Source organism: Rhodococcus sp. 1168, from assembly GCF_002091955.1.
Lineage (GTDB): Bacteria > Actinomycetota > Actinomycetes > Mycobacteriales > Mycobacteriaceae > Rhodococcoides.
Window position 1 is genome coordinate 13,077 of the sequence record NZ_MKKY01000060.1, and the last position, 18,882, is coordinate 31,958.

The window sequence follows — 18,882 nt, forward strand, 5'->3', positions numbered from 1 at the left end:
CTTACCGGTGCTTGTTGTGCGAGATCCCGGCTAGGAGATCGTGATTGAGTTGGGAAATCATGTCCAGCGGGATGCCTGCCGGGCACACCGCAGTGCACTCGCCGATCTGCGTACACCCGCCGAAGCCCGCGGCGTCGTGCTGACGCACCATGGCCAGCGCGCGGCGCTCCCGTTCGGGCTGCCCCTGGGGCAACGAGCCGAGGTGGGTCATCTTGGCACCGAGGAACAGTGAGGCCGAGCCGTTGGGACAGGCGGCTACGCACGCCCCGCAACCTATGCACGCTGCTGCGTCGAAGGCACGCTCGGCGTCCTTCCGCGATACCGACGTCGCGTTCGCATCGGCCGCGGAACCCGTCGGGCGCTGATATAGCCACCCGCTTCGATGATGCGGTCCAGCGCACTCCGGTCCACGACGAGGTCCCGGAGGATGGGGAACGACGTCGAGCGCCACGGCTCGACGTCGATGACCTGGCCGTCGTCGAAGTGGCGCAAGTAGAGCTGGCAGGTGGTGGTCAGCGCCTCGGGGCCGTGGGCCAGGCCGTTGATCACCAGCGAGCACATGCCGCAGATGCCCTCGCGGCAGTCGTGATCGAAGGCCACCGGTTCCCCGCCGCCCTGCGTGAGATCCTCGTTCAGGACATCGAGCATCTCGAGGAACGACATGTCGGCGGAGATGCCGGCCACCTCGTACGCCACCATGCCGCCGACATCGTCGCGGTTCTTCTGCCGCCACACGCGCAGCGTGATGTTCATGTGTAGCTCCTCTGCTGGACCTTGATGTTCTCGAATTCGAGGTGCTCGCGGTGCAGCACCGGAGGGGAACCGTCCCCGCCGAATTCCCACCCGGCGACGTAGGAGAACTCCTCATCCCGTCGGAGTGCTTCTCCGCCATCCGTTTGGCTTTCGGTGCGGAAATGCCCCCCGCAGGATTCCTCGCGGTCCCTTGACGGCCAGCAACTTTGCGGTTCGGTCGCGCACCGCTTGGACTGCCTCGACGACGGAGGGGTGCGAGGCATCCACATCGTCGGGTAGCGGATTGCGGGCGAGGTAATCATTGATGGTGCCGGGTAGGACGAAATAGCCGTCAGCGAGGCCCTGCATCAGGGCGCTGGCACCCAAACGGTTGGCACCGTGGTCGGAGAAGTTCGCTTCACCGATGACGAAGAGGCCCGGGATCGAGCTCTGCAGGTCGTAGTCCACCCACAGGCCGCCCATCGTGTAATGGATAGCCGGATAGATGCGCATCGGCACCTCATACGGGTCCTCGTCGGTGATCTTCGCGTACATGTCGAAGAGGTTTCCGTACTTTTCCTCGATGGCAGGTTTGCCCAGGCGCTCGATGGCGTCCGCGAAGTCGAGGTAGACCCCGAGTCCGTTGGGGCCCACGCCGCGGCCTTGGTCACATTGGTTCTTGGCGGCTCGGGATGCCACGTCGCGAGGCACCAGGTTGCCGAACGCCGGGTAGGCCCGTTCCAGGTAGTAGTCCCGTTCCGACTCGGGAATGTCCGCCGGCGCACGGTCGTCCCCGGCCGCGTCCGGCACCCAGATCCGCCCGTCGTTACGCAGGGATTCGCTCATCAGGGTGAGCTTGGACTGATGTTCGCCGCTGACCGGGATGCAAGTGGGATGAATTTGCGTGTAACAGGGATTCGCAAAATAGGCTCCCCTGCGGTGAGCGCGCCAGCTCGCGGTGACGTTGCAGCCCATGGCATTGGTTGATAGGTAGTAGACGTTGCCGTAGCCGCCGCTGGCCAGCACGACGGCGTCCGCCAGATGCGTCTCGAACTCCCCGGTGACCATGTCGCGCACCACCACGCCGCGGGCCTTGCCGTCGATGACGATCAGGTCCAACATCTCGTGCCGGGTGTTGAGTTCTACGGTGCCTGCACCGATTTGTCGCTCCAGCGCTTGGTAGGCGCCCAGTAGCAGTTGTTGGCCGGTTTGTCCGCGCGCATAGAAGGTCCGGGATACCTGCACGCCCCCGAACGAACGGGTGTCCAGCAACCCGCCGTACTCCCGGGCAAACGGGACGCCCTGTGCCACAGCCTGATCGATGATCGCCGCACTGACCTGCGCGAGCCGGTACACGTTGGATTCACGCGCGCGGTAGTCCCCGCCCTTGACTGTGTCGTAGAACAGTCGCTGAATGCTGTCGCCGTCGTTGCGGTAGTCCTTTGCGGCGTTGATTCCGCCCTGGGCGGCGATGCTGTGGGCCCGACGGGCACTGTCCTGATAGCAGAAGACCGTGACGTTGTAGCCGGCTTCGCCGAGGGTGGCCGCGGCGGATCCTCCGGCCAACCCTGTTCCGACGATCAGTACAGAAAGTTTGCGCCGGTTGGCGGGGCTGACCAGCTTGGCTTCGAAGCGACGTTTGTCCCAGCGTTCGGTGAGCGGACCTCCGGGATCCTTGGAGTCGTGCAGTGTGTCGCCTTCGGCAAAGTACTCGTTCACGGCCCCACCCATCCGAATAAAATACTGAATGGCGGCACCAAGAACCCGCCGATGACCACGACGGTGATCAGATACGCCAGTTGATTGAGGTGGCGACGCCTCGCGACGCCGGTGTTGGCGCCCAACGAGGCGAAAGCGCTCCAAATACCGTGCCGCAGATGGAAACCCAGCGCGAGGAGGGCGATGGCGTACGAAAGCACCACCCACCAGATCGAAAAGCCATTGATCATGCGCTCGTAAGGGCTTGACGACGCCCCGCCGGGGTGGATGTAGTTCGCCGTCAGGTGCAACAGGTGATAGACGATGAAAAGCGCGATCGTCACCCCGCCCCACCGCATGGTGAACGAGGCGTACGTGCGTTGCACACCCCGCCTGTTCTGCGTGGTCTCGTATCTCCAACCGCCGCCCCCGGCCGTGGCCTTACGGGATCGGTGCCACAGCACGAACGCAGCGTAGACATGTGTGCCGACGCTGATCAGCAGGATCACGCGAAGGATCCATAGAGCTCCCGAGTAAGGCAGCAGGGGTTCGAGGATTGTGCGCAGATACGCCGAATACCCGTCGAAGGCCTTTTGACCGGCAAAGACCTTCAGGTTGCCGTACATGTGGGCAATCAGAAAGAGCACCATGATCAGCCCGCCGACGGCCATGGCCGCATGCAGGGCGACGGAGGAGCGCAGCGTCCGGGCGCGTCCCTGTTCCAGGCCGTGCGCGATCATGACGAAAGCAGCTGACGCAGAACGTAAGGCAGGATGCCGCCGTGGATGAAGTAAGCCTCCTCTGCGGGTGTATCGATGCGTACCTGCGCGGAGATCTCGCGGCTGCGCTTGCCGTCGTCGACGCTGACGGTGACCTCCCGCGGGAGCGGATCGGCCCCCTCGATACCGACGATGGAATAGCGTTCCTCGCCGGTCAGCCCATGGGATTCTGCGCTTTCCCCATCGCGGAACTGGAGCGGCAGCACTCCCATGCCAATGAGGTTCGATCGGTGGATCCGCTCATAGGAGACGGCCAGGACAGCTTTGACGCCTAGGAGCGTCGTGCCCTTTGCAGCCCAGTCGCGGGAGGAACCCGAGCCGTAGTCGGATCCTGCCAGCACAATCAGCGGTACTTCTTCGGCGGCATAGGCCGTGGCTGCGTCGAAAATACTTTGGCGTTCCCCGTCGGGCAGGTGGCGGGTGACTCCGCCTTCGACTCCGGGGACGAGTTGGTTGCGTAGCCGGACATTGGCAAAGGTGCCGCGGATCATGACGTTGTGGTTGCCGCGGCGCGAACCGTAGGAGTTGAAGTCGGCCGGGGCAACACCTAATTCTTGAAGGTATTGGCCCGCGGGGGAATCGGACCTGATGGCTCCGGCCGGGGAGATGTGGTCGGTGGTCACCGAATCCCCGAGGTAGGCCAGCACCCGTGCGCCCTTGATGTCCGTCAGCGGCGCCGGATCGACTGGCATGTCGTCGAAGTAGGGCGGACGCTGAATGTAGGTGGACTCTGATTGCCACGCGAACTGATCCCCATCGGGAATGGACATACCGCGCCAGTTTTCGTCGCCGTGGTAGACGTCGGCGTACCCCTCGGTGAACATCGACGCTTCGAGGTTTGCGTCGACCACTTGCTTGATTTCGGCGGTGGTCGGCCAGATGTCGCGCAGGAAGACCGGCTGACCCTGGGGGTCGTGTCCCAACGGGTCGTTGAGCATGTCGGTGTGCATTGTTCCGGCGAGCGCATAGGCAATGACCAGGGGCGGTGAGGCCAGGAAGTTCATCTGGACCTCGGAATGAATGCGGCCCTCGAAGTTCCGGTTGCCCGACAGGACCGAAGCCACCGTGAGGCTGTTGTGCTCGACCGCAGCGCTGACCTCTGGGATGAGTGGCCCGGAGTTGCCGATGCAGGTGGTGCAGCCATAGCCGACCAGGTCGAAACCGAGTTTCTCCAAATACGGCGTCAGCCCGGAACGCTCGTAGTAATCGGTGACGACGCGGGAGCCGGGAGCCAAGGTGGTCTTCACCCACGGCTTGCTGGAGAGCCCGCGCTCAACAGCCTTTTTGGCCAGCAGTGCCGCTCCGATCATTACCGATGGATTGGAGGTGTTGGTGCAGGAGGTGATGGCGGCGATGACCACGGCGCCGTTGTCGATGCTGGCCTGCTGTCCGCCGAGCACCAACTCGGCCGGGTTCGACGGCCATTCGTCGAGATCGGGATCCTCGTCATGGTCGTGGATTCGTGGCGGATCGTCGCGGGGGATCCGTGTGCTGATGGCCACCGGGTCACTGGCGGGAAAGGATTCTTCCCCAGCAGAGTCGAGGCCACCGGCGACGGCGTCGTCTTGCGACTGGCCGGCCAGGAGGCGGTGAATGACCTGGGACGCTACGGCCAGGGGGATACGGTCCTGTGGCCTTTTCGGGCCGGCGATCGACGGGGTGACGGTCGACAGGTCCAGTTCCACTATCTGACTGTATTCGGGTACGTGGTCGGGGTCGTGCCACAGACCTTGCTCGCGGGCGTACGCCTCGACCAGCTGGATCTGGTGTTCCTCGCGGCCGGTCAGCCGCAGGTAGTTCAGTGTTTCGTCGTCGATCGGAAAGATCGATGCAGTCGAGCCGTACTCCGGGCTCATGTTGCCCAGGGTGGCCCGGGTAGCCAAGGGGACATTGCCGACGCCGGGGCCGAAGAAGTCGACGAACTTCCCCACGACGCGGACCTTCCGCAATAGTTCGGCGACGGTGAGTACCAAGTCGGTGGCGGTGGTGCCCTCGGGTAGGTCGCCGGTGAGTTTGAGTCCAACCACCTGGGGGATCAGCATGCTCATGGGCTGGCCGAGCATGGCCGCCTCGGCTTCGATCCCTCCGACGCCCCAGCCGAGGACACCGAGGCCGTTGACCATCGGGGTGTGGGAGTCCGTACCTACCAACGTATCCGGATACGCCTGAGGTCCGCGGGGTCCCTCACGAGTGAAGACCACCCGGGCCAAATATTCGAGGTTCACCTGGTGGCAGATGCCGGTATCTGGAGGAACGACGAGGAAGTCGTCGAAGGATTGCTGTCCCCAGCGCAGTAGTTGGTAGCGCTCCTGGTTGCGTTCGAATTCCAGTTGGGCGTTCACTTTGTAGGCATCCGGGCGTGCAAACACATCGGCGATCACCGAGTGATCGATCACGAGTTCAGCAGGAATCAGCGGATTGATCTTTCGCGGATCGCCGCCGAGTTCGGTCATCGCATCGCGCATGGCTACCAGGTCCACCACGCACGGGACACCGGTGAAATCCTGCATGAGCACCCGCGCCGGGGTGTACTGGATCTCCGAATTGGCCTCGGAGCCCGCGTCCCATCCGGCAAGGGCCTTGATGTGGTCGGCCGTGACAAGACGTCCATCCTCGTTCCTCAGGAGATTCTCCAGGAGGATCTTGAGGCTGAAGGGCAGACGCCCGGACCCTTCGATCTGGTCGATTCGGTGAATCTCGTAGGTTTTGTCATCCACGCTCAGTTGGCCGCGGGCACCGAAACTGTTGGTTGTCATCTCTGCCTCTCGTCGATGCGTACCGGGCACGGTGGTACCTACGCCGGGACCTCATTCGGAATGGGTCTGTTCCCGGTTGCCGTATCGCTCCCTCGAGCCTGGATCACTTCCGCTTCGGATCGTCCGACTTTCCGGCGGGTTGCGGACTGCGTGAAAGGCGTCAGCCGTCAGACGGCTTGAACCCAGACTGCTATGGCGGCTGGTGCGGCATACATTCCGAACCTACCCACAGAACTCTCGTCCGTATTGGGAACTGACACAACCGCACGCGCCGAGGGTTGTGGTCCAGCGCAAGATATAGCCGTGGCTACGGCGGGTCGATGCAGCTCTGCGGCACGGTCACCAGGGAACAGAAGGCGGGTGGCCGCGCCGGGGTGTACCTCGCGGGTACACCGTTGTCGGCGATGATCCGACGGTAGGTGTCCACCGCTTCGGTGGGCCGCCGCGTCAGTGACGGGTCGGTCTTCACGTCCACCGTGTAAAGACCGAAACGTGGACGGTAGGTGCCCCATTCGTAATTGTCGGTAATGGACCAGTAGTTGTAACCGATCACCTCGGCGCCTTCGCTACGGGCACGCTCGAGCCAATAGATGTGGTCACCGAGGTGATCGGAACGGGTGTATCCGTCCGGCCGGGCCTGACCGTTGTCGGTAGGCATACCGTTCTCGACGATGTAGATCGGAAGCCTGGGGAACTTGTTCTTGTAATAGATCAGTGCGTGGAACAGGCCGTCCGGTTGCGGAACGACGTTGTAGAACTCGTCGAAGATGGCGTAGGCGGCGGTGAAATTGTCGACTGAAAGCCCGTAGTAGTAGTCGAGTCCGAGATAGTCCATTTTGTCGCGAACGCGATCGACGAACGTGGCGTCGAACAGTCCGGCGACCGTCGGGATGAAAGACAGATTGCTACTGACCGGCGCTTCCGGGTCCTTGGCATGGATCATGTCGAACGCCGCTCGGTGAACCTGGACGAGCCGGTCCATCATCTGTGGAGCTTGCGCGGCAGTGATGCCGCCGAAGGTGAGCTCTTTGATGATGTACGCGGTCGGTTCGTTGATCGTGATCCACAGTGCATCGTGTGCGGAATACCGGTCGATCACCCGTGCTGCGTTGTTCAACCAATCCTCGACGGTCTTCGGGTTGGACCAACCGCCCTGGTCGGCGACCCAGCCTGGGTACACCCAGTGATCGAGGGTGATCATCGGGCGCATTCCACGCGCGCGGATCTGTGCGACGACGTCGTCGTAGTATTGAAACTCTTTCTCGTCCCAGAGGCCGGGAGCCGGCTGTACGCGGGCCCATTCGATACTGAATCGGAAGACCGAGACCCCGAGTTTCGCTGCGCTGTCGATGTCTTCGGCATAGCGGTGTCGGAAATCGACGGCGCTGCCGGCCGTGTCTTCGGCTTGGTCCGAAGCGGAGTATCGAGACCAGTTGCTGTCCGGCGACGACCCCTCGGCCTGAAAACCTGCGGTGGATACACCCCACAGAAATTCGTCGCCGAGCGAGAACGACGACGGTGCGGCAACGGCTGATGGTGTCAGTGTGATCGGCAGCAAGATTGCGGGTGCGAGGATCCATGTCAGCATCAATGCTGTTGCGATGCGAAGTCGTCTCGGAATGCGCATGGGCGCAGAGTAGTACGCGATCAGTTGGTTGGTGCCGCTTTGATCGGCATTCGAATCAGTCCGGAGCCGAAGCCACAACAGGTCGATCCCCACGGGATCATTGCGAATGTGAGTTGCGGCCCCGGTACCTGGATTATCTACGCATCCCGGCGCCGGAGCATATATGCGGCGAGACCGATCAGCAGTACCGTCCAGATCGCCGCGACCCCGAAGCCCTGCCACGGGGAGAGCAGGTCACCGGGGGCCTGCTGCGGTGAGGCGATCAAGCTGCCGGCCTGCGAGGGAAGATAGGCAGCAACATGCCGACCGATTGTGCCGGGTAACAGTTGCGCCAGTGGTGCCAACACGAGAACGAAACCGATCACACCGGTGATGGCTCCGGCGGTATGACGAACGAGTGCGCCGATTGCTATCGCCATGACACCCAGCAATGAGAGGTACAGTCCCGCACCGATCACTGCTCGCAGGACGCCCGGATCTCCAAGAGATACTGATGCACGCGAACTCATCAGAGCCGATCCGATAAAGAACGCTGGGAAGGCCGCGATCTCACCGACAATGAAGATCACGACCATGAACACACCGGATTTGGCTGCCAGAAGGGGAATTCGCTTGGGGATCGCCAAGAGGCTTGCCCTGATCGTTCCGCTTGCGTACTCGCTGGTCACGATCAGAACACCGAGGACGCAAACGGCCAACTGTCCGAGCTGGAACCCGGCACCCAGGATCTGGCGGGCCGGGTCGGCCTCTATCTGGAGCTGCGCCAGCGGATCGACATTGTCCCCGTAGGCAACGGTGAACCACGTGAAAAAGGCAGTGAAGCCCACGGTGACGATCACCAGCAGCGCCAGGGACCAAATTGTCGAACGCAGTGAAACGAACTTCGTCCACTCGGATTTCACCAATCCGACAGTGTTCGAGCTACGTTGTGGTGCAACGACGGTCGTCGTTGGAGTCAGGGGTGCTGAGACGCTCATGCCGGGCTGCCCTCTGTAATGGTCGATAAAAGTGATCGGTCATGCGTCGACGCTGTGGGATGAGTGAGAGACATGAACGCTTCCTCCAGTGACGCTTCTTGCGGCGTGAGTTCGTAGATCGCTATGTGGTGTTCGTCGGCCAGTTGACCGATGCGGTGTGCAGAGAGTCCACGCACATGCAGCGCGTTGTCATCGCTGGTACCGGTCTGACCGCCCGCAGTCTCGATCCACTCGGTGAGCCCGCTCGAATCGGAGCATCGCACCAGTACCGATGCTTCACTTTGTCGCGCTATCAGCTCTTTCACAGTGCACTGGGCAATCAATTTTCCGTGGTCGATGACGATGAGATTATGTGCGGTCTGGGCCATTTCGCTCATCAAATGGCTGGAGACGAACACGGTTCTGCCCTCGCTTGCGAGCTTCTTCATCAGTTCGCGGACCCAGCGTGTGCCGTCTGGATCCAACCCGTTGACCGGTTCGTCCAAGATCAAGATGGAAGGATCACCCAACAGTGCCGCTGCGATACCCAGCCTCTTGCGCATGCCGAGCGAGAACGATCCCGCTCGGCCGTTCTTGACCTCACGCAGACCGACGATATCGAGCACCTCGTTTACGCGAGTTGGCGAAATCGATTGTGTCTGAACAAGATAGAGAAGATGGTTGTAGGCAGATCTGCCTGGATGAACAGCCTCGGAGTCCAAGAGGGTGCCTACTTCGCGTAGCGGCATGGCAAGGTCGGCGTACTCCACACCGTTCAAATATGCACTGCCGTGACTGGGATGATCGAGCCCGACGATCAGTCGCATGGTAGTGGACTTACCCGAGCCGTTGGGGCCGAGAAACCCTGTCACTGCGCCGGACTCGACGACGAAGGAGAGCTTGTCGATCACGAGCTTCCCACCGTAGCTTTTGCTGACTTCTCGGACTTCGATCGCGTGGGTCATCGTGAAATCTTTCCCCGTTCCGGGTAACGAGCAGGATCGAGTGGGGCATGTCGGTCTCACGGACAACTCGCGGTCGTCGCCTCTCGGGTCTCCGCTCTCGCCACGGAACGGCCCGACGACGGCACGATGGCGACCGGGCAGAATGCGCGTCCCAACACCGACCTGCTGGTGGAGCCGAGCATCATGCCGCTGAATCCGCCGCGACCATGGCTGCCTACCACCAATAGTTGCGCCCCCTGCGCATGATCGAGAAGGGCATGCACTGGTCGGTCTCTGACCACCACACGTCGGACGGACACCGACGGGTATTGGCGCGAGTATTTGTCCAGAATCCGCGTCAAAGCATCCTCGGTAGGGGGCTTGTTCATCGGCCACTCGAGCCCGCGAACCGGAATTCCTATCGATAGATCCGCATCGGACCACGCGTGGACCGCGGTGAGTGGGGCTCTTCGCACAGCGGCCTCCTCGAACGCCAGTGCCACTGCAGCATCGCTCGCCATCGTTCCGTCGACTCCGACGACTACGGCGTCCGCAGCCTGCACCCGATCATCGTCGGGCCAGGCGCGCACGATGGTGACAGGACAGTGGGCGTGGGTGCTGAGCGCGAAACTGATCGACCCGAGCGTTCGGCGATCGGTTCCTCCGAGACCGCTGGTGCCGATGACGATCATCCTGGACGTTGCAGACAACTCCAGTAGCGTGCTCACCGCAGGTCGATCCGATAGGCATGCGTCGATGCCGATCGTTCGCGCACCAGTCGTGGCTCGCTCGGCCGCCGTGAGCGCCTCGTCCAGAATCCGTCTCGTCTCGCCCCTCAACTGCGCAGTCGCGGGTTCGGGCAGGATCCGGATGCCGGTCAATCCGCCCGGCAAGGGGACCGAAGACACCACTGTGAGATCGGAATTGTGTAGTTCGGCGTCGAGCACTGCCCATCGAACTGCGTCCAGTGACGCGGATGACCCGTCGACTCCGACGACTGTCGGGAGTAAACCCATCGCGAGTCTCCTTCATCGTGGTGCTGGACCTCCATCAGACCCTGAACTCAGCAAGTGGCACGGCAGGACAACTACACCGATGTGAGGGACTTTGGTCGCCGATTTCGGTGACCGATGGTCGGTTTGGATGCGGCGTAGGTAGGTATGGTTGGACTCGAGGCGCCCATTGGGGACGCGGGCAAGGGAGCGTTGGCGTGGTCACAGTATTTCTGGTCGATGATCACGAGATAGTGCGGCGCGGGTTGATCGACCTCATCGACTCCGATCCCGATCTCGAAGTCATCGGTGAGGCCGGCAGTTGCGCCCAAGCCCTCGCCCGCATCCCGGCTTTGAAGCCCGATGTCGCTGTCCTCGACGTGCGGCTTCCCGACGGCAACGGCATCGAGTTGTGCCGCGAACTTCTCGATCGGTTGCCAGACCTGAAAACCATGATGCTGACTTCGTTCACCGAGGATCAGGCGATGCTCGACGCCATCCTTGCCGGCGCGAGTGGATACGTCGTCAAGGACATCACCGGAATGGAGTTGACCCGCGCGATCAAGGACGTCGGCTCGGGGAAATCGTTGCTCGACAATCGAGCTGCGGCCGTGCTGATGGACAAGCTGCGAGCGGGTACGGCAGCGCCAGGACCGGTAGACCATCTCACCGGGCAGGAACGCACCTTGCTCGACCTCCTCGGTGAAGGTCTGACCAACAGGCAGATTGCGACCAGAATGTTTCTGGCGGAAAAGACAGTGAAGAACTACGTTTCGAGACTTCTCGCCAAGCTCGGGATGGAGCGACGCACCCAAGCCGCCGTTTATGCCTCGAAACTTGCCGATACACATCCGATATCGGGCGGGCACCCCGGAGTACATGGTGGATGATCTGCCCCGCGCCAGCGGATCGTCGTTGCCGCAACTCCGTCTCGGTGAACTTCTGGTCGAAGTTCAGAACCGGATCGGCCGTATTGCGGACGCCAGAGCCCAGGCAGACGGGCTGCTAGAGGCCATGCTGGTCATCACCTCCGACCTCGACCTCGAGGTGACTCTGCGGTCGATCGTCGAATCGGCCGTCAAACTCGTCGACGCTCGCTATGGTGCCCTCGGCGTGCGCGGGGAAGGTCACGAACTGAGCGCATTCATCAACTTCGGGATGGACGACGACACGCGCACCCGTATTGGACCGCTCCCCACCGGAGGCGGGGTGTTGGGACTGTTGATCGATCAGCCCGAAGTCCTACGGCTGGAAGACTTGACCTCTCATCCGGATTCGGTGGGATTTCCGCCGAACCATCCGTTGATGAAAACCTTTCTCGGAGTACCGATTCGAATCCGCAGCAAAATTTACGGGAACCTGTACCTGACGGAAAAGAAAGATGGAACACCTTTCACCGATGACGACGAGGTCGTCACACAGGCCCTCGCGTCGGCGGCAGGTATCGCTATCGAAAATTCACGCTTGTACGAGGAATCACGTACCCGTCAAGCATGGATGGAAGCGACGAGAGATATCGGCACCGAACTGCTGGCCGGTGCCGAAATCGGTGACGTGTTGCAGATGGTGTCGCGAAAGGCGCTGCATCTCCTCACTGCCGACCTGGCTTTCATCGCCGTCCCGGAGGGCGTCGACGCGGACCCAGCACTCGTTACCCGTCTTGTCGTCTCGGTGAGCGAAGGCCATTGTGCCGAAGAGCTATTGGGTTCCACCATCCCCATCGAAGGGTCGAGTTCGGGTGCCGCGTTCAGGCGCCGTGCGGCATTCCGGAAGGAAGACTTCGACGACGAATCCATCGAGATGGACCAGGAGTTCGGTCCCGCTCTGATCTCTCCGTTGCGTGTCACCGGCGGTGTCAGCGGCGTGCTGGTGGTGTTGAGGAGGGAGGGTGCCGGGTCGTTCAGCGATGCCGAACTCGAACTGGTCGCGAGTTTTGCGGACCAGGCTGCGCTGGCGATGCAGATGGCCGACAACGCTCGTCGGGTCCACGAACTCGATGTTCTGTCCGACCGTGATCGTATCGCCCGAGACTTGCACGACCACGTGATCCAGCGAATATTCGCAGTCGGTTTGTCGTTGCAGAGCACACTCCAACGAACCGAGTCGGACGATATTCGTCAACGGCTGACGAGAACAATCGACGACTTGCAAGACACTGTGCAGGACATTCGCTCGACGATTTTCGATCTGCAAAGTTCGTCGCATTCGGCCACTCGCCTGCACCAACGCATCGACGACGCGGTCCTCGAACTCACCGAACACGTACCCATCCGTGCGGTCGTTCGAATGTCCGGACCCTTGTCGGTTATCGAAAACTCGCTGGCTGATCACGCTGTTGCCGTCGTCAGGGAGGCGGTCAGCAACGTGGTCCAGCACGCAGCGGCCGACACGGTCACCGTGACCATCCGGGTCGGGGACGACCTTCGAATCGAGGTGTCGGACAATGGCATCGGAATGCCCGACGACGCCACCACGAGCGGTTTGGCGAACCTGAGGGCGCGTGCACTCGAATGCGGCGGTGAGATGACGGTGGGCACGCCCGCATCCGGCGTCGGCGCCTGCATCGTCTGGGCCGCGCCATTGCCGTGACTGCTTCCCATGTGCACAGAAATACACCCCCTTCGACGTATTTCCGGCAGGTGCGACGAAGTCGCCTACTTACGTCCCGAACGCTGGTGACCTCTGGCCGCTGCGTCGACTGGGAAAGCACTCGTAGCGTTCTCGGGTGGAGGCGCTGCTTGTCCGCTGCACTTCGGGGGTGGCGCGGCGCCGATGGTGAACATCGAGAGGAAACTGATGAACAGTTCGTATTCGGGTGGACCTATCGTCGTCGGAGTCGATGGATCGAGGGCAGCGCTCGACGCCGTGCGACTGGCAGTGGCGGAGGCACAAGAACTGCACTCCGCAGTGCGGTTGGTCCATGTGATCAGCCCGCATCCCCAGCCTGAGACCGTGTACGGCGCTCCTGATGTGGATGGCGACTACGGTCGCACGGTGCTCCGCGAGGCAGTGCACGCTGCGGCGGAGATCGACAGCAGTGTGCTGGTAGAAACTGTAGTGCTGCACGGTCAACCGGAATCAGCGATTCTTGCGGAGGCGAAATCTGCGCGTCTACTCGTGCTCGGCATAAGCCAAGGGCATGCCTTGACTGCGCGAGTCCTGCGGTCGACGGTTTTCACACTCGTGGAATCGTCGGTGTGTCCGGTATTGATCGTGCGAGAGTGCAGTACTGGTTCCGATGGTGCGGTGGTGGTCGCGCTGGGAGATGCAGAGGTTCTCGAGTCCGACGTCGTTGTTGCAGAAGCCTTTCGCGAAGCTTCGAGTAGGAAAGCAGATGTCCTGGCCATCCATACTCGCTCGATCTCGGAGGTTGTCGCTCATGTGATCGGGGGAGCGAACACCAACGTGGCTCCCGAAACACCTATGGACGCCCGGCTGGAGTCGTTCCGCGCCGACTACCCCACGGTGCGTTCCTCGACCGTCTACGCCGAGGCCGGCTCGGGATCGGAACTGGTCGCAGTGTCCGGCACCGCTAGGTTGCTTGTTGTCGGCCATGAGCGAGGACGCACGTGCGGCAGTACGCTTACCACTGTCCTTCGCCGAGCGGAATGCCCGGTGCTCGTGGTGCCGCACGCATGATTACCAGCAGCGGGCCACGTGATCTGTTGATCTCTCCGTTGGCGGGTCAGCTCGATGCGGTGTATCGCGCAATGGCGTTGATGATGGCGGTACAAGGTGTATTCCGAGCAGCAGATCTCTTTGCTTCGCAGGCCCGTTTCCGCTGGGACCTCGCTTCGAATCCGAGCCGAGGAATGGTCATGTCGGAATGGTGTTCACCGACGGGGTTTCGTCTTTGGTGGTAGAGCGACCCAGAGACCGTTCTTCGAGCAGGGTGCGGGCGTGTTCGATTGCGTGAGGAGTGTCTTCGAAGAAGTGCCTACGTTCACTGTCCGAGGTGGTGAAGACCCCCAGCGCTTGGAGCGGTCGTGAGTGTTCCGGCTTCAGACCCGAGATCAATACGGTGATGTGACGGCGTTCGAGCTTGTCGATGGCGTCTTTGAGCACTATGGCACCGGTGGCATCGATGGCGGTGACACGGGACATACGCAAGATGACCACGTGGACGTCGGAGACTTCGGCGAGCTCGAGCAGGAACCGGTGTGCCGCAGCGAAAAACAATGCACCGTCGATGCGGTAGGCGACGATGTGTTGGCGCAGCAGTTCGTGTTCTTCGCTCTGGTGTCCCTCGTCGTCGAGGGGGACTTGTTCGATCTTGGCCGACTTGGCGATTGCGCGCAGCGCGAGGATTGCGGCGAATGCGACGCCGACTGCGACTGCGGTAACTAGGTCGAGTGCAACCGTCACCAGAAACGTTGCTCCCATGACTGCGGTGTCTGCGCGGGTAGCGCGGGCGATGGCAATGATCGAGGCAGTCTCGACCATGCGTACCGTCGTGGCGAGGAGCACTCCGGCAAGTGCAGCCAAGGGTATTTCGGCGACCAGCGTCGACCCGAGGTAGACGATTGCGGCGAGAATGACCGCGTGCGTCAACGCGGCAAGTCGGCTGCGAGCACCGGACCGAACGTTGACTGCGGTGCGCGCGATCGCCCCGGTGGCCGGCACCCCTCCGAAAAGCGGTGCGACGATGTTCGCCAGGCCCTGTCCGAACAACTCCCTGTCGGGATTGTGTCGGGTGCCTACTCCCATCGAGTCTGCCGCAGTTGCCGACAGTAGCGATTCGAGGGCGGCCAACGCAGCGACGGCCAGGGCAGGCGCCAACAAGGAGGTGAGGTCTTCGAGGTGTAGGAAATTCAGTGTCGGAGCTGCGATTCCAGATGGAATCTCACCGATGCGTGCCATATCGAGATGCAGCAGTTTCGCGGCAAGAGTCACGATGGCGACCGCGACGAGTGAGATGGGAACCTTGGGCAACGAGCGTCCGCCGACGAGTATCACGAAGGCCACTACCAGTGCCGTTGCCGGCGTGAGAATCGAAGGATGATCCACGAACTTGACCACTGCGTCGGCAGCACTGCGCCACACCTTGTCGCCCTGCGCGTCGGCGATGCCGAGAGCTGCGGGAACCTGTTGGAGCGCGATCACCACAGCGATTCCGGCGGTGAATCCTTCGATGACTGGAGCGGGCATGAATCGCACGGCCCGCCCGACTCCGGCGAATGCGAGGATCAACAACACGATTCCGGCGATCAGACCGACTGCAAGTACTCCGGATCCGCCGAACTCGTGGACGATCGGGACCAGGACGACGGTCATGGCACCGGTAGGGCCGGACACCTGAAAGCGTGAACCGCCGAATACCGCGGCAACCGCACCTGCGATGACTGCGGTGGTCAGGCCCGCAGCGGCCCCGAGCCCGGTCGAAATTCCGAATCCCAATGCCAAGGGGAGTGCCACCAAGGCCACGATCAGGCCGGCCAGCAGGTCCGCACCGGGTGCCCGCAGCGAAGTGCTCCATTCGCTCCAGCGTGGCAATAGTTCACGGATCGACTGTCCGGCTCGATGGAGGGCGGTTGCGGGAGCAAGCTTCGGTGTGGGCGACTCGGTCATAGGGTCCTCGGTACCGCGAGAGGGAGATGAATTCTTACTTCATTACTTGCTAAGATTAGCAAGTGATGAAGACAGTGGGCCCGTGAGGTTCGACACTGTCCCGACGTCGTAAGACTCCTACTGCTCGGCGACCATGGCCGTCGCGGCGATCGATTCTGCGGCGGCTGCGTCGTCGACCAGCATCTCGGCCTGCCCGGCGACCATGCCCGTCAAGATGGTCCGCGCGGTGGTCAGTAAGTCGGCGATGCGCGGTGACGTCAGGGCGTATGAGACGGACAGTCCTTCTCGACGCGCGGCAACCAAGCCTGCTCTCCGCAGGATGGAGAGTTGCTGAGATAGATTCGCCGGCTCGATACCGACCTCGGGGAGCATTTCCGAGACGGCATGCTCGCGCTCGCTCAGAAGCTCCAAGATGCGAATGCGTGCAGGGTGACCGAGGGTTTTGAAGAAGTCGGCCTTCATTCGATACAAGGGCTCGCGTGAATGTGCCACTACGCCTCCAGTTTTTCGAGCAGGACTGTCGGGAGCCCACGGTCGTGGTACTTGCGAATCTTAGCAACTACCGTGGGTGGCGACGGGATTGCATCCGTCGACCAGTCTGTTCCTTACCTTTCGATGGAGCGATGATGATCGATACGGCTGAATTTCAAACGAGTTCACCGATGAACGAGCGTGCCGCCGAATTGGTGGGTTCCTCGGTGCGGCATGCCAATGTCAATTCTCTTGTGGGAGGAGGATGTACGTCGATGGCAACCGTGGACAGGCCGGCTTGGCGCCGCGCAAGAGGCTCTGGGATTATCGCGACACCGAGGCTGTGGCGCACCAATCCCAACAGTCGCTCCATGTCGCTGATTCGGAATGTGATGTCACGGTCGACGCCTGCATTGTCGAACAGTGCGTCGACGACGGTCTGTAAGCCGCGGCCGGCCTCGAAGTCGATGAACGGATAGTCGGCGAGCTCGGTGAGAGAAACTGACTTCCGTTGTGCCAGAGGATGTCCGTCGGCTACGACGAGAGTCAACGACTCGGTGTAGGTCGCCAGCGCGAAAATCCCGACCTCCAGGGGTTGTGCATCCAGTGCGACGAAGGCCAGATCCAGCTTCCCTCCGACGAGTGCATCCAGCAACTCGGCGGTGGTTCCTTCTCGAAGGGTCACTGCTACACCCGGGTGGGCGGAGTGAAATCGGCCCAGAGTGGCGGGCAAGTCGATGGCAGTGAATGTTTGGACGGTTCCGATTGCGACAGTGCCGGTTTCACCGTCGGAGATCTGACGCAGGGCATCGCGCGCATCGGCGACGTCACCGGTGATTCTGCGCGCATATCGAAGCAGTACCGACCCGGAGGCGGTGAGAAGCACTCTGCGCGTGGTGCGTTCGAAGAGCGCGGTGCCGACCTCCTTCTCCAGTGCCCGGATCGACGAACTGAGCGCGGATTGCGAAATATGTAGCTGGGACGCCGCCCGGGTGAAATGGCCTTCGGCTGCTACGGCGGTGAAGTGTTCGAGCTGTCGCAACTCCATTGAGCGATTCTATCAATGAATGAGTACGGAATGACATGTTGGACAGAGCAGCGATAGTTGTCGACCATGGGCACATGCACTCTGAATTGCCCACGACGACTCGGATGAACGGGCGGCTCGTCGGGATCATGGCAGTGATCTCCGGATTGGTGGTTGCCAATAGCTACTATGCCCAGCCGCTGGTGGGGGCCATCGCCGACAGCCTCGATGCCTCGATGACCCGAGTAGGCCTGGTGGTGACCGCCAGTCAAGTGGGCTACGCGATCGGGCTGGCATTTCTCGTACCGCTCGGCGACATGATCCAGCGCAGGAAGCTGATGACCTGGATGCTCGCGGTAACCTGCGCGTCCCTCGTTGTGATGGCAGTAGCGCCGTCGTGGCAGGTGTTGGCATGTGCTGCGATGGTCGCGGGGGTCGGATCTGTAGTCGGTCAGGTTCTGGTGCCGTTCGCTGCCTCGCTGGCGGCCGAAGAAGAACGAGGCCGAGTCATCGGCAACGTTATGACAGGTCTGCTGCTGGGCATTCTGCTCTCACGCGTGGTCGCCGGGTTGATAGCGCAGGTCGCGGGCTGGAGAGCGGTCTTCGTAGTCGCAGCGATCTTGATGGTCGTCGCCGCACTGCTGGTTCGCACGCTGCCCGTCGCGCCGCCGTGTGCGACTTCTTCGTATCGAGCGCTGCTGGCTTCGGTCTTCGAGCTCATCCGGGAAGAACCGGTGCTCCGGTGGCGTATCGGATACGGAACGCTCACCTACGCATCGTTCGGGGTGTTCTGGACATCCATCGGATTTCTACTGTCGGGGCCGGGATACGGATGGTCCGATGCTCGAATCGGTCTTTTCACCCTTGTCGGAGTTGCCGGTGCACTAGCCGCACGGCTCGCTGGAACACTGGCCGACCGCGGCTATGCGCAGCGCCAGACGGGTTGGTTCGTGGCTCTCACGGCGCTCAGCTTCGTGCTTGTGGCACTCGGAGAACACAACGTGTTCCTGCTGGCGGTGGGCGTAGCGTTGCTCGATCTCGGCATTCAAGGCACACACATCAGCAACCAGAGCCTGTTCTATCCGCTGCGGCCCGACGCCCGCAGCAGACTCAATACCGCCTATATGACGACCTATTTCATGGCGGGTTCCATCGGGAGCGCGCTGTCGGTCCTGGCCTACACCCAGGCCGGCTGGACGGGAGTCTGCGTGCTCGGTGCCGGCTTCCCCACGATCGGCTTCGGACTGTGGCTCGCCGAGCAACGCAAGCATCGAAGCGGAAGCCCTCGGTGACCCACATATGCGTCGTGCCCGGATCGGACTCGATCCGGGC

At 61.9% G+C, this 18,882-nt stretch carries 13 protein-coding genes and 2 pseudogenes; 4 read left to right on the forward strand and 11 right to left on the reverse strand.

The window, feature by feature from the left end; all coding sequences use genetic code 11:
* Position 1: 1 nt before the first annotated feature.
* The 8 genes and pseudogenes from BJI47_RS11885 to BJI47_RS11920 all read right to left on the reverse strand — a co-directional run bounded on the left by BJI47_RS11885 (position 2) and on the right by BJI47_RS11920 (position 10,508).
* A pseudogene (locus BJI47_RS11885) lies at positions 2-753 on the reverse strand (succinate dehydrogenase/fumarate reductase iron-sulfur subunit).
* Positions 750-2,463 (reverse strand): annotated as a pseudogene (locus BJI47_RS11890) (fumarate reductase/succinate dehydrogenase flavoprotein subunit). Before BJI47_RS11890 ends, BJI47_RS11885 begins: the two co-directional pseudogenes overlap by 4 nt.
* A complete protein-coding gene (locus BJI47_RS11895) occupies positions 2,448-3,170 on the reverse strand; it encodes a succinate dehydrogenase cytochrome b subunit (protein ID WP_088943931.1) in 723 nt (240 codons plus the stop codon). Before BJI47_RS11895 ends, BJI47_RS11890 begins: the two are co-directional and overlap by 16 nt.
* Positions 3,167-5,965: an aconitate hydratase gene (locus tag BJI47_RS11900; protein ID WP_088943932.1), complete on the reverse strand. Its 2,799-nt coding sequence runs from the start codon at positions 5,963-5,965 to the stop codon at positions 3,167-3,169. Before BJI47_RS11900 ends, BJI47_RS11895 begins: the two co-directional genes overlap by 4 nt.
* Positions 5,966-6,272: 307 nt before the next feature.
* Entirely contained in the window at positions 6,273-7,592 is a 1,320-nt protein-coding gene (locus BJI47_RS11905; RefSeq protein WP_088943960.1) for a family 1 glycosylhydrolase, read from the reverse strand.
* A gap of 137 nt (positions 7,593-7,729) precedes the next feature.
* Positions 7,730-8,569, reverse strand: coding sequence for an ABC transporter permease (locus BJI47_RS11910; RefSeq protein ID WP_088943933.1), 840 nt, complete (start codon positions 8,567-8,569; stop codon positions 7,730-7,732).
* Positions 8,566-9,513 carry an ABC transporter ATP-binding protein gene (locus BJI47_RS11915; protein ID WP_088943934.1) on the reverse strand — a complete coding sequence of 316 codons (948 nt, stop codon included), beginning with the start codon at positions 9,511-9,513 and terminating at the stop codon, positions 8,566-8,568. The genes BJI47_RS11910 and BJI47_RS11915 overlap by 4 nt, the downstream gene beginning before the upstream one ends.
* 56 nt (positions 9,514-9,569) lie before the next feature.
* A complete protein-coding gene (locus BJI47_RS11920; RefSeq protein ID WP_088943935.1) occupies positions 9,570-10,508 on the reverse strand; it encodes a universal stress protein in 939 nt (312 codons plus the stop codon).
* A 194-nt stretch (positions 10,509-10,702) separates the two neighbouring features.
* Between BJI47_RS11920 and BJI47_RS11925 the strand changes: the two genes are divergently transcribed.
* The 3 genes from BJI47_RS11925 (at position 10,703) to BJI47_RS11935 (ending at position 14,123) form a co-directional block, all read left to right on the forward strand.
* A complete protein-coding gene (locus tag BJI47_RS11925) occupies positions 10,703-11,374 on the forward strand; it encodes a response regulator transcription factor (RefSeq protein WP_088943936.1) in 672 nt (223 codons plus the stop codon).
* Positions 11,367-13,073 carry a GAF domain-containing protein gene (locus BJI47_RS11930; RefSeq protein ID WP_254900554.1) on the forward strand — a complete coding sequence of 569 codons (1,707 nt, stop codon included), beginning with the start codon at positions 11,367-11,369 and terminating at the stop codon, positions 13,071-13,073. Before BJI47_RS11925 ends, BJI47_RS11930 begins: the two co-directional genes overlap by 8 nt.
* Positions 13,074-13,280: 207 nt before the next feature.
* Positions 13,281-14,123 carry a universal stress protein gene (locus BJI47_RS11935; protein ID WP_176224822.1) on the forward strand — a complete coding sequence of 281 codons (843 nt, stop codon included), beginning with the start codon at positions 13,281-13,283 and terminating at the stop codon, positions 14,121-14,123.
* Between the two features lie 177 nt (positions 14,124-14,300).
* Here the strand turns inward: BJI47_RS11935 and BJI47_RS11940 are convergent, their stop codons facing one another.
* The 3 genes from BJI47_RS11940 to BJI47_RS11950 all read right to left on the reverse strand — a co-directional run bounded on the left by BJI47_RS11940 (position 14,301) and on the right by BJI47_RS11950 (position 17,571).
* Positions 14,301-16,052 carry a SulP family inorganic anion transporter gene (locus tag BJI47_RS11940; protein ID WP_088943939.1) on the reverse strand — a complete coding sequence of 584 codons (1,752 nt, stop codon included), beginning with the start codon at positions 16,050-16,052 and terminating at the stop codon, positions 14,301-14,303.
* Between the two features lie 117 nt (positions 16,053-16,169).
* Positions 16,170-16,514 (reverse strand): metalloregulator ArsR/SmtB family transcription factor, encoded by a 345-nt coding sequence (locus BJI47_RS11945; protein ID WP_088943961.1) that lies wholly within the window; start codon positions 16,512-16,514, stop codon positions 16,170-16,172.
* Between the two features lie 184 nt (positions 16,515-16,698).
* Complete coding sequence (locus BJI47_RS11950; protein ID WP_088943940.1) at positions 16,699-17,571, reverse strand: LysR family transcriptional regulator; 873 nt, start codon at positions 17,569-17,571, stop codon at positions 16,699-16,701.
* Between the two features lie 74 nt (positions 17,572-17,645).
* On the opposite strand from BJI47_RS11950, the gene BJI47_RS11955 reads away from it, so the two are divergent.
* Positions 17,646-18,842, forward strand: a complete 1,197-nt coding sequence (locus BJI47_RS11955) for an MFS transporter (RefSeq protein ID WP_254900555.1) — start codon at positions 17,646-17,648, stop codon at positions 18,840-18,842.
* Positions 18,843-18,882 lie beyond the last annotated feature (40 nt).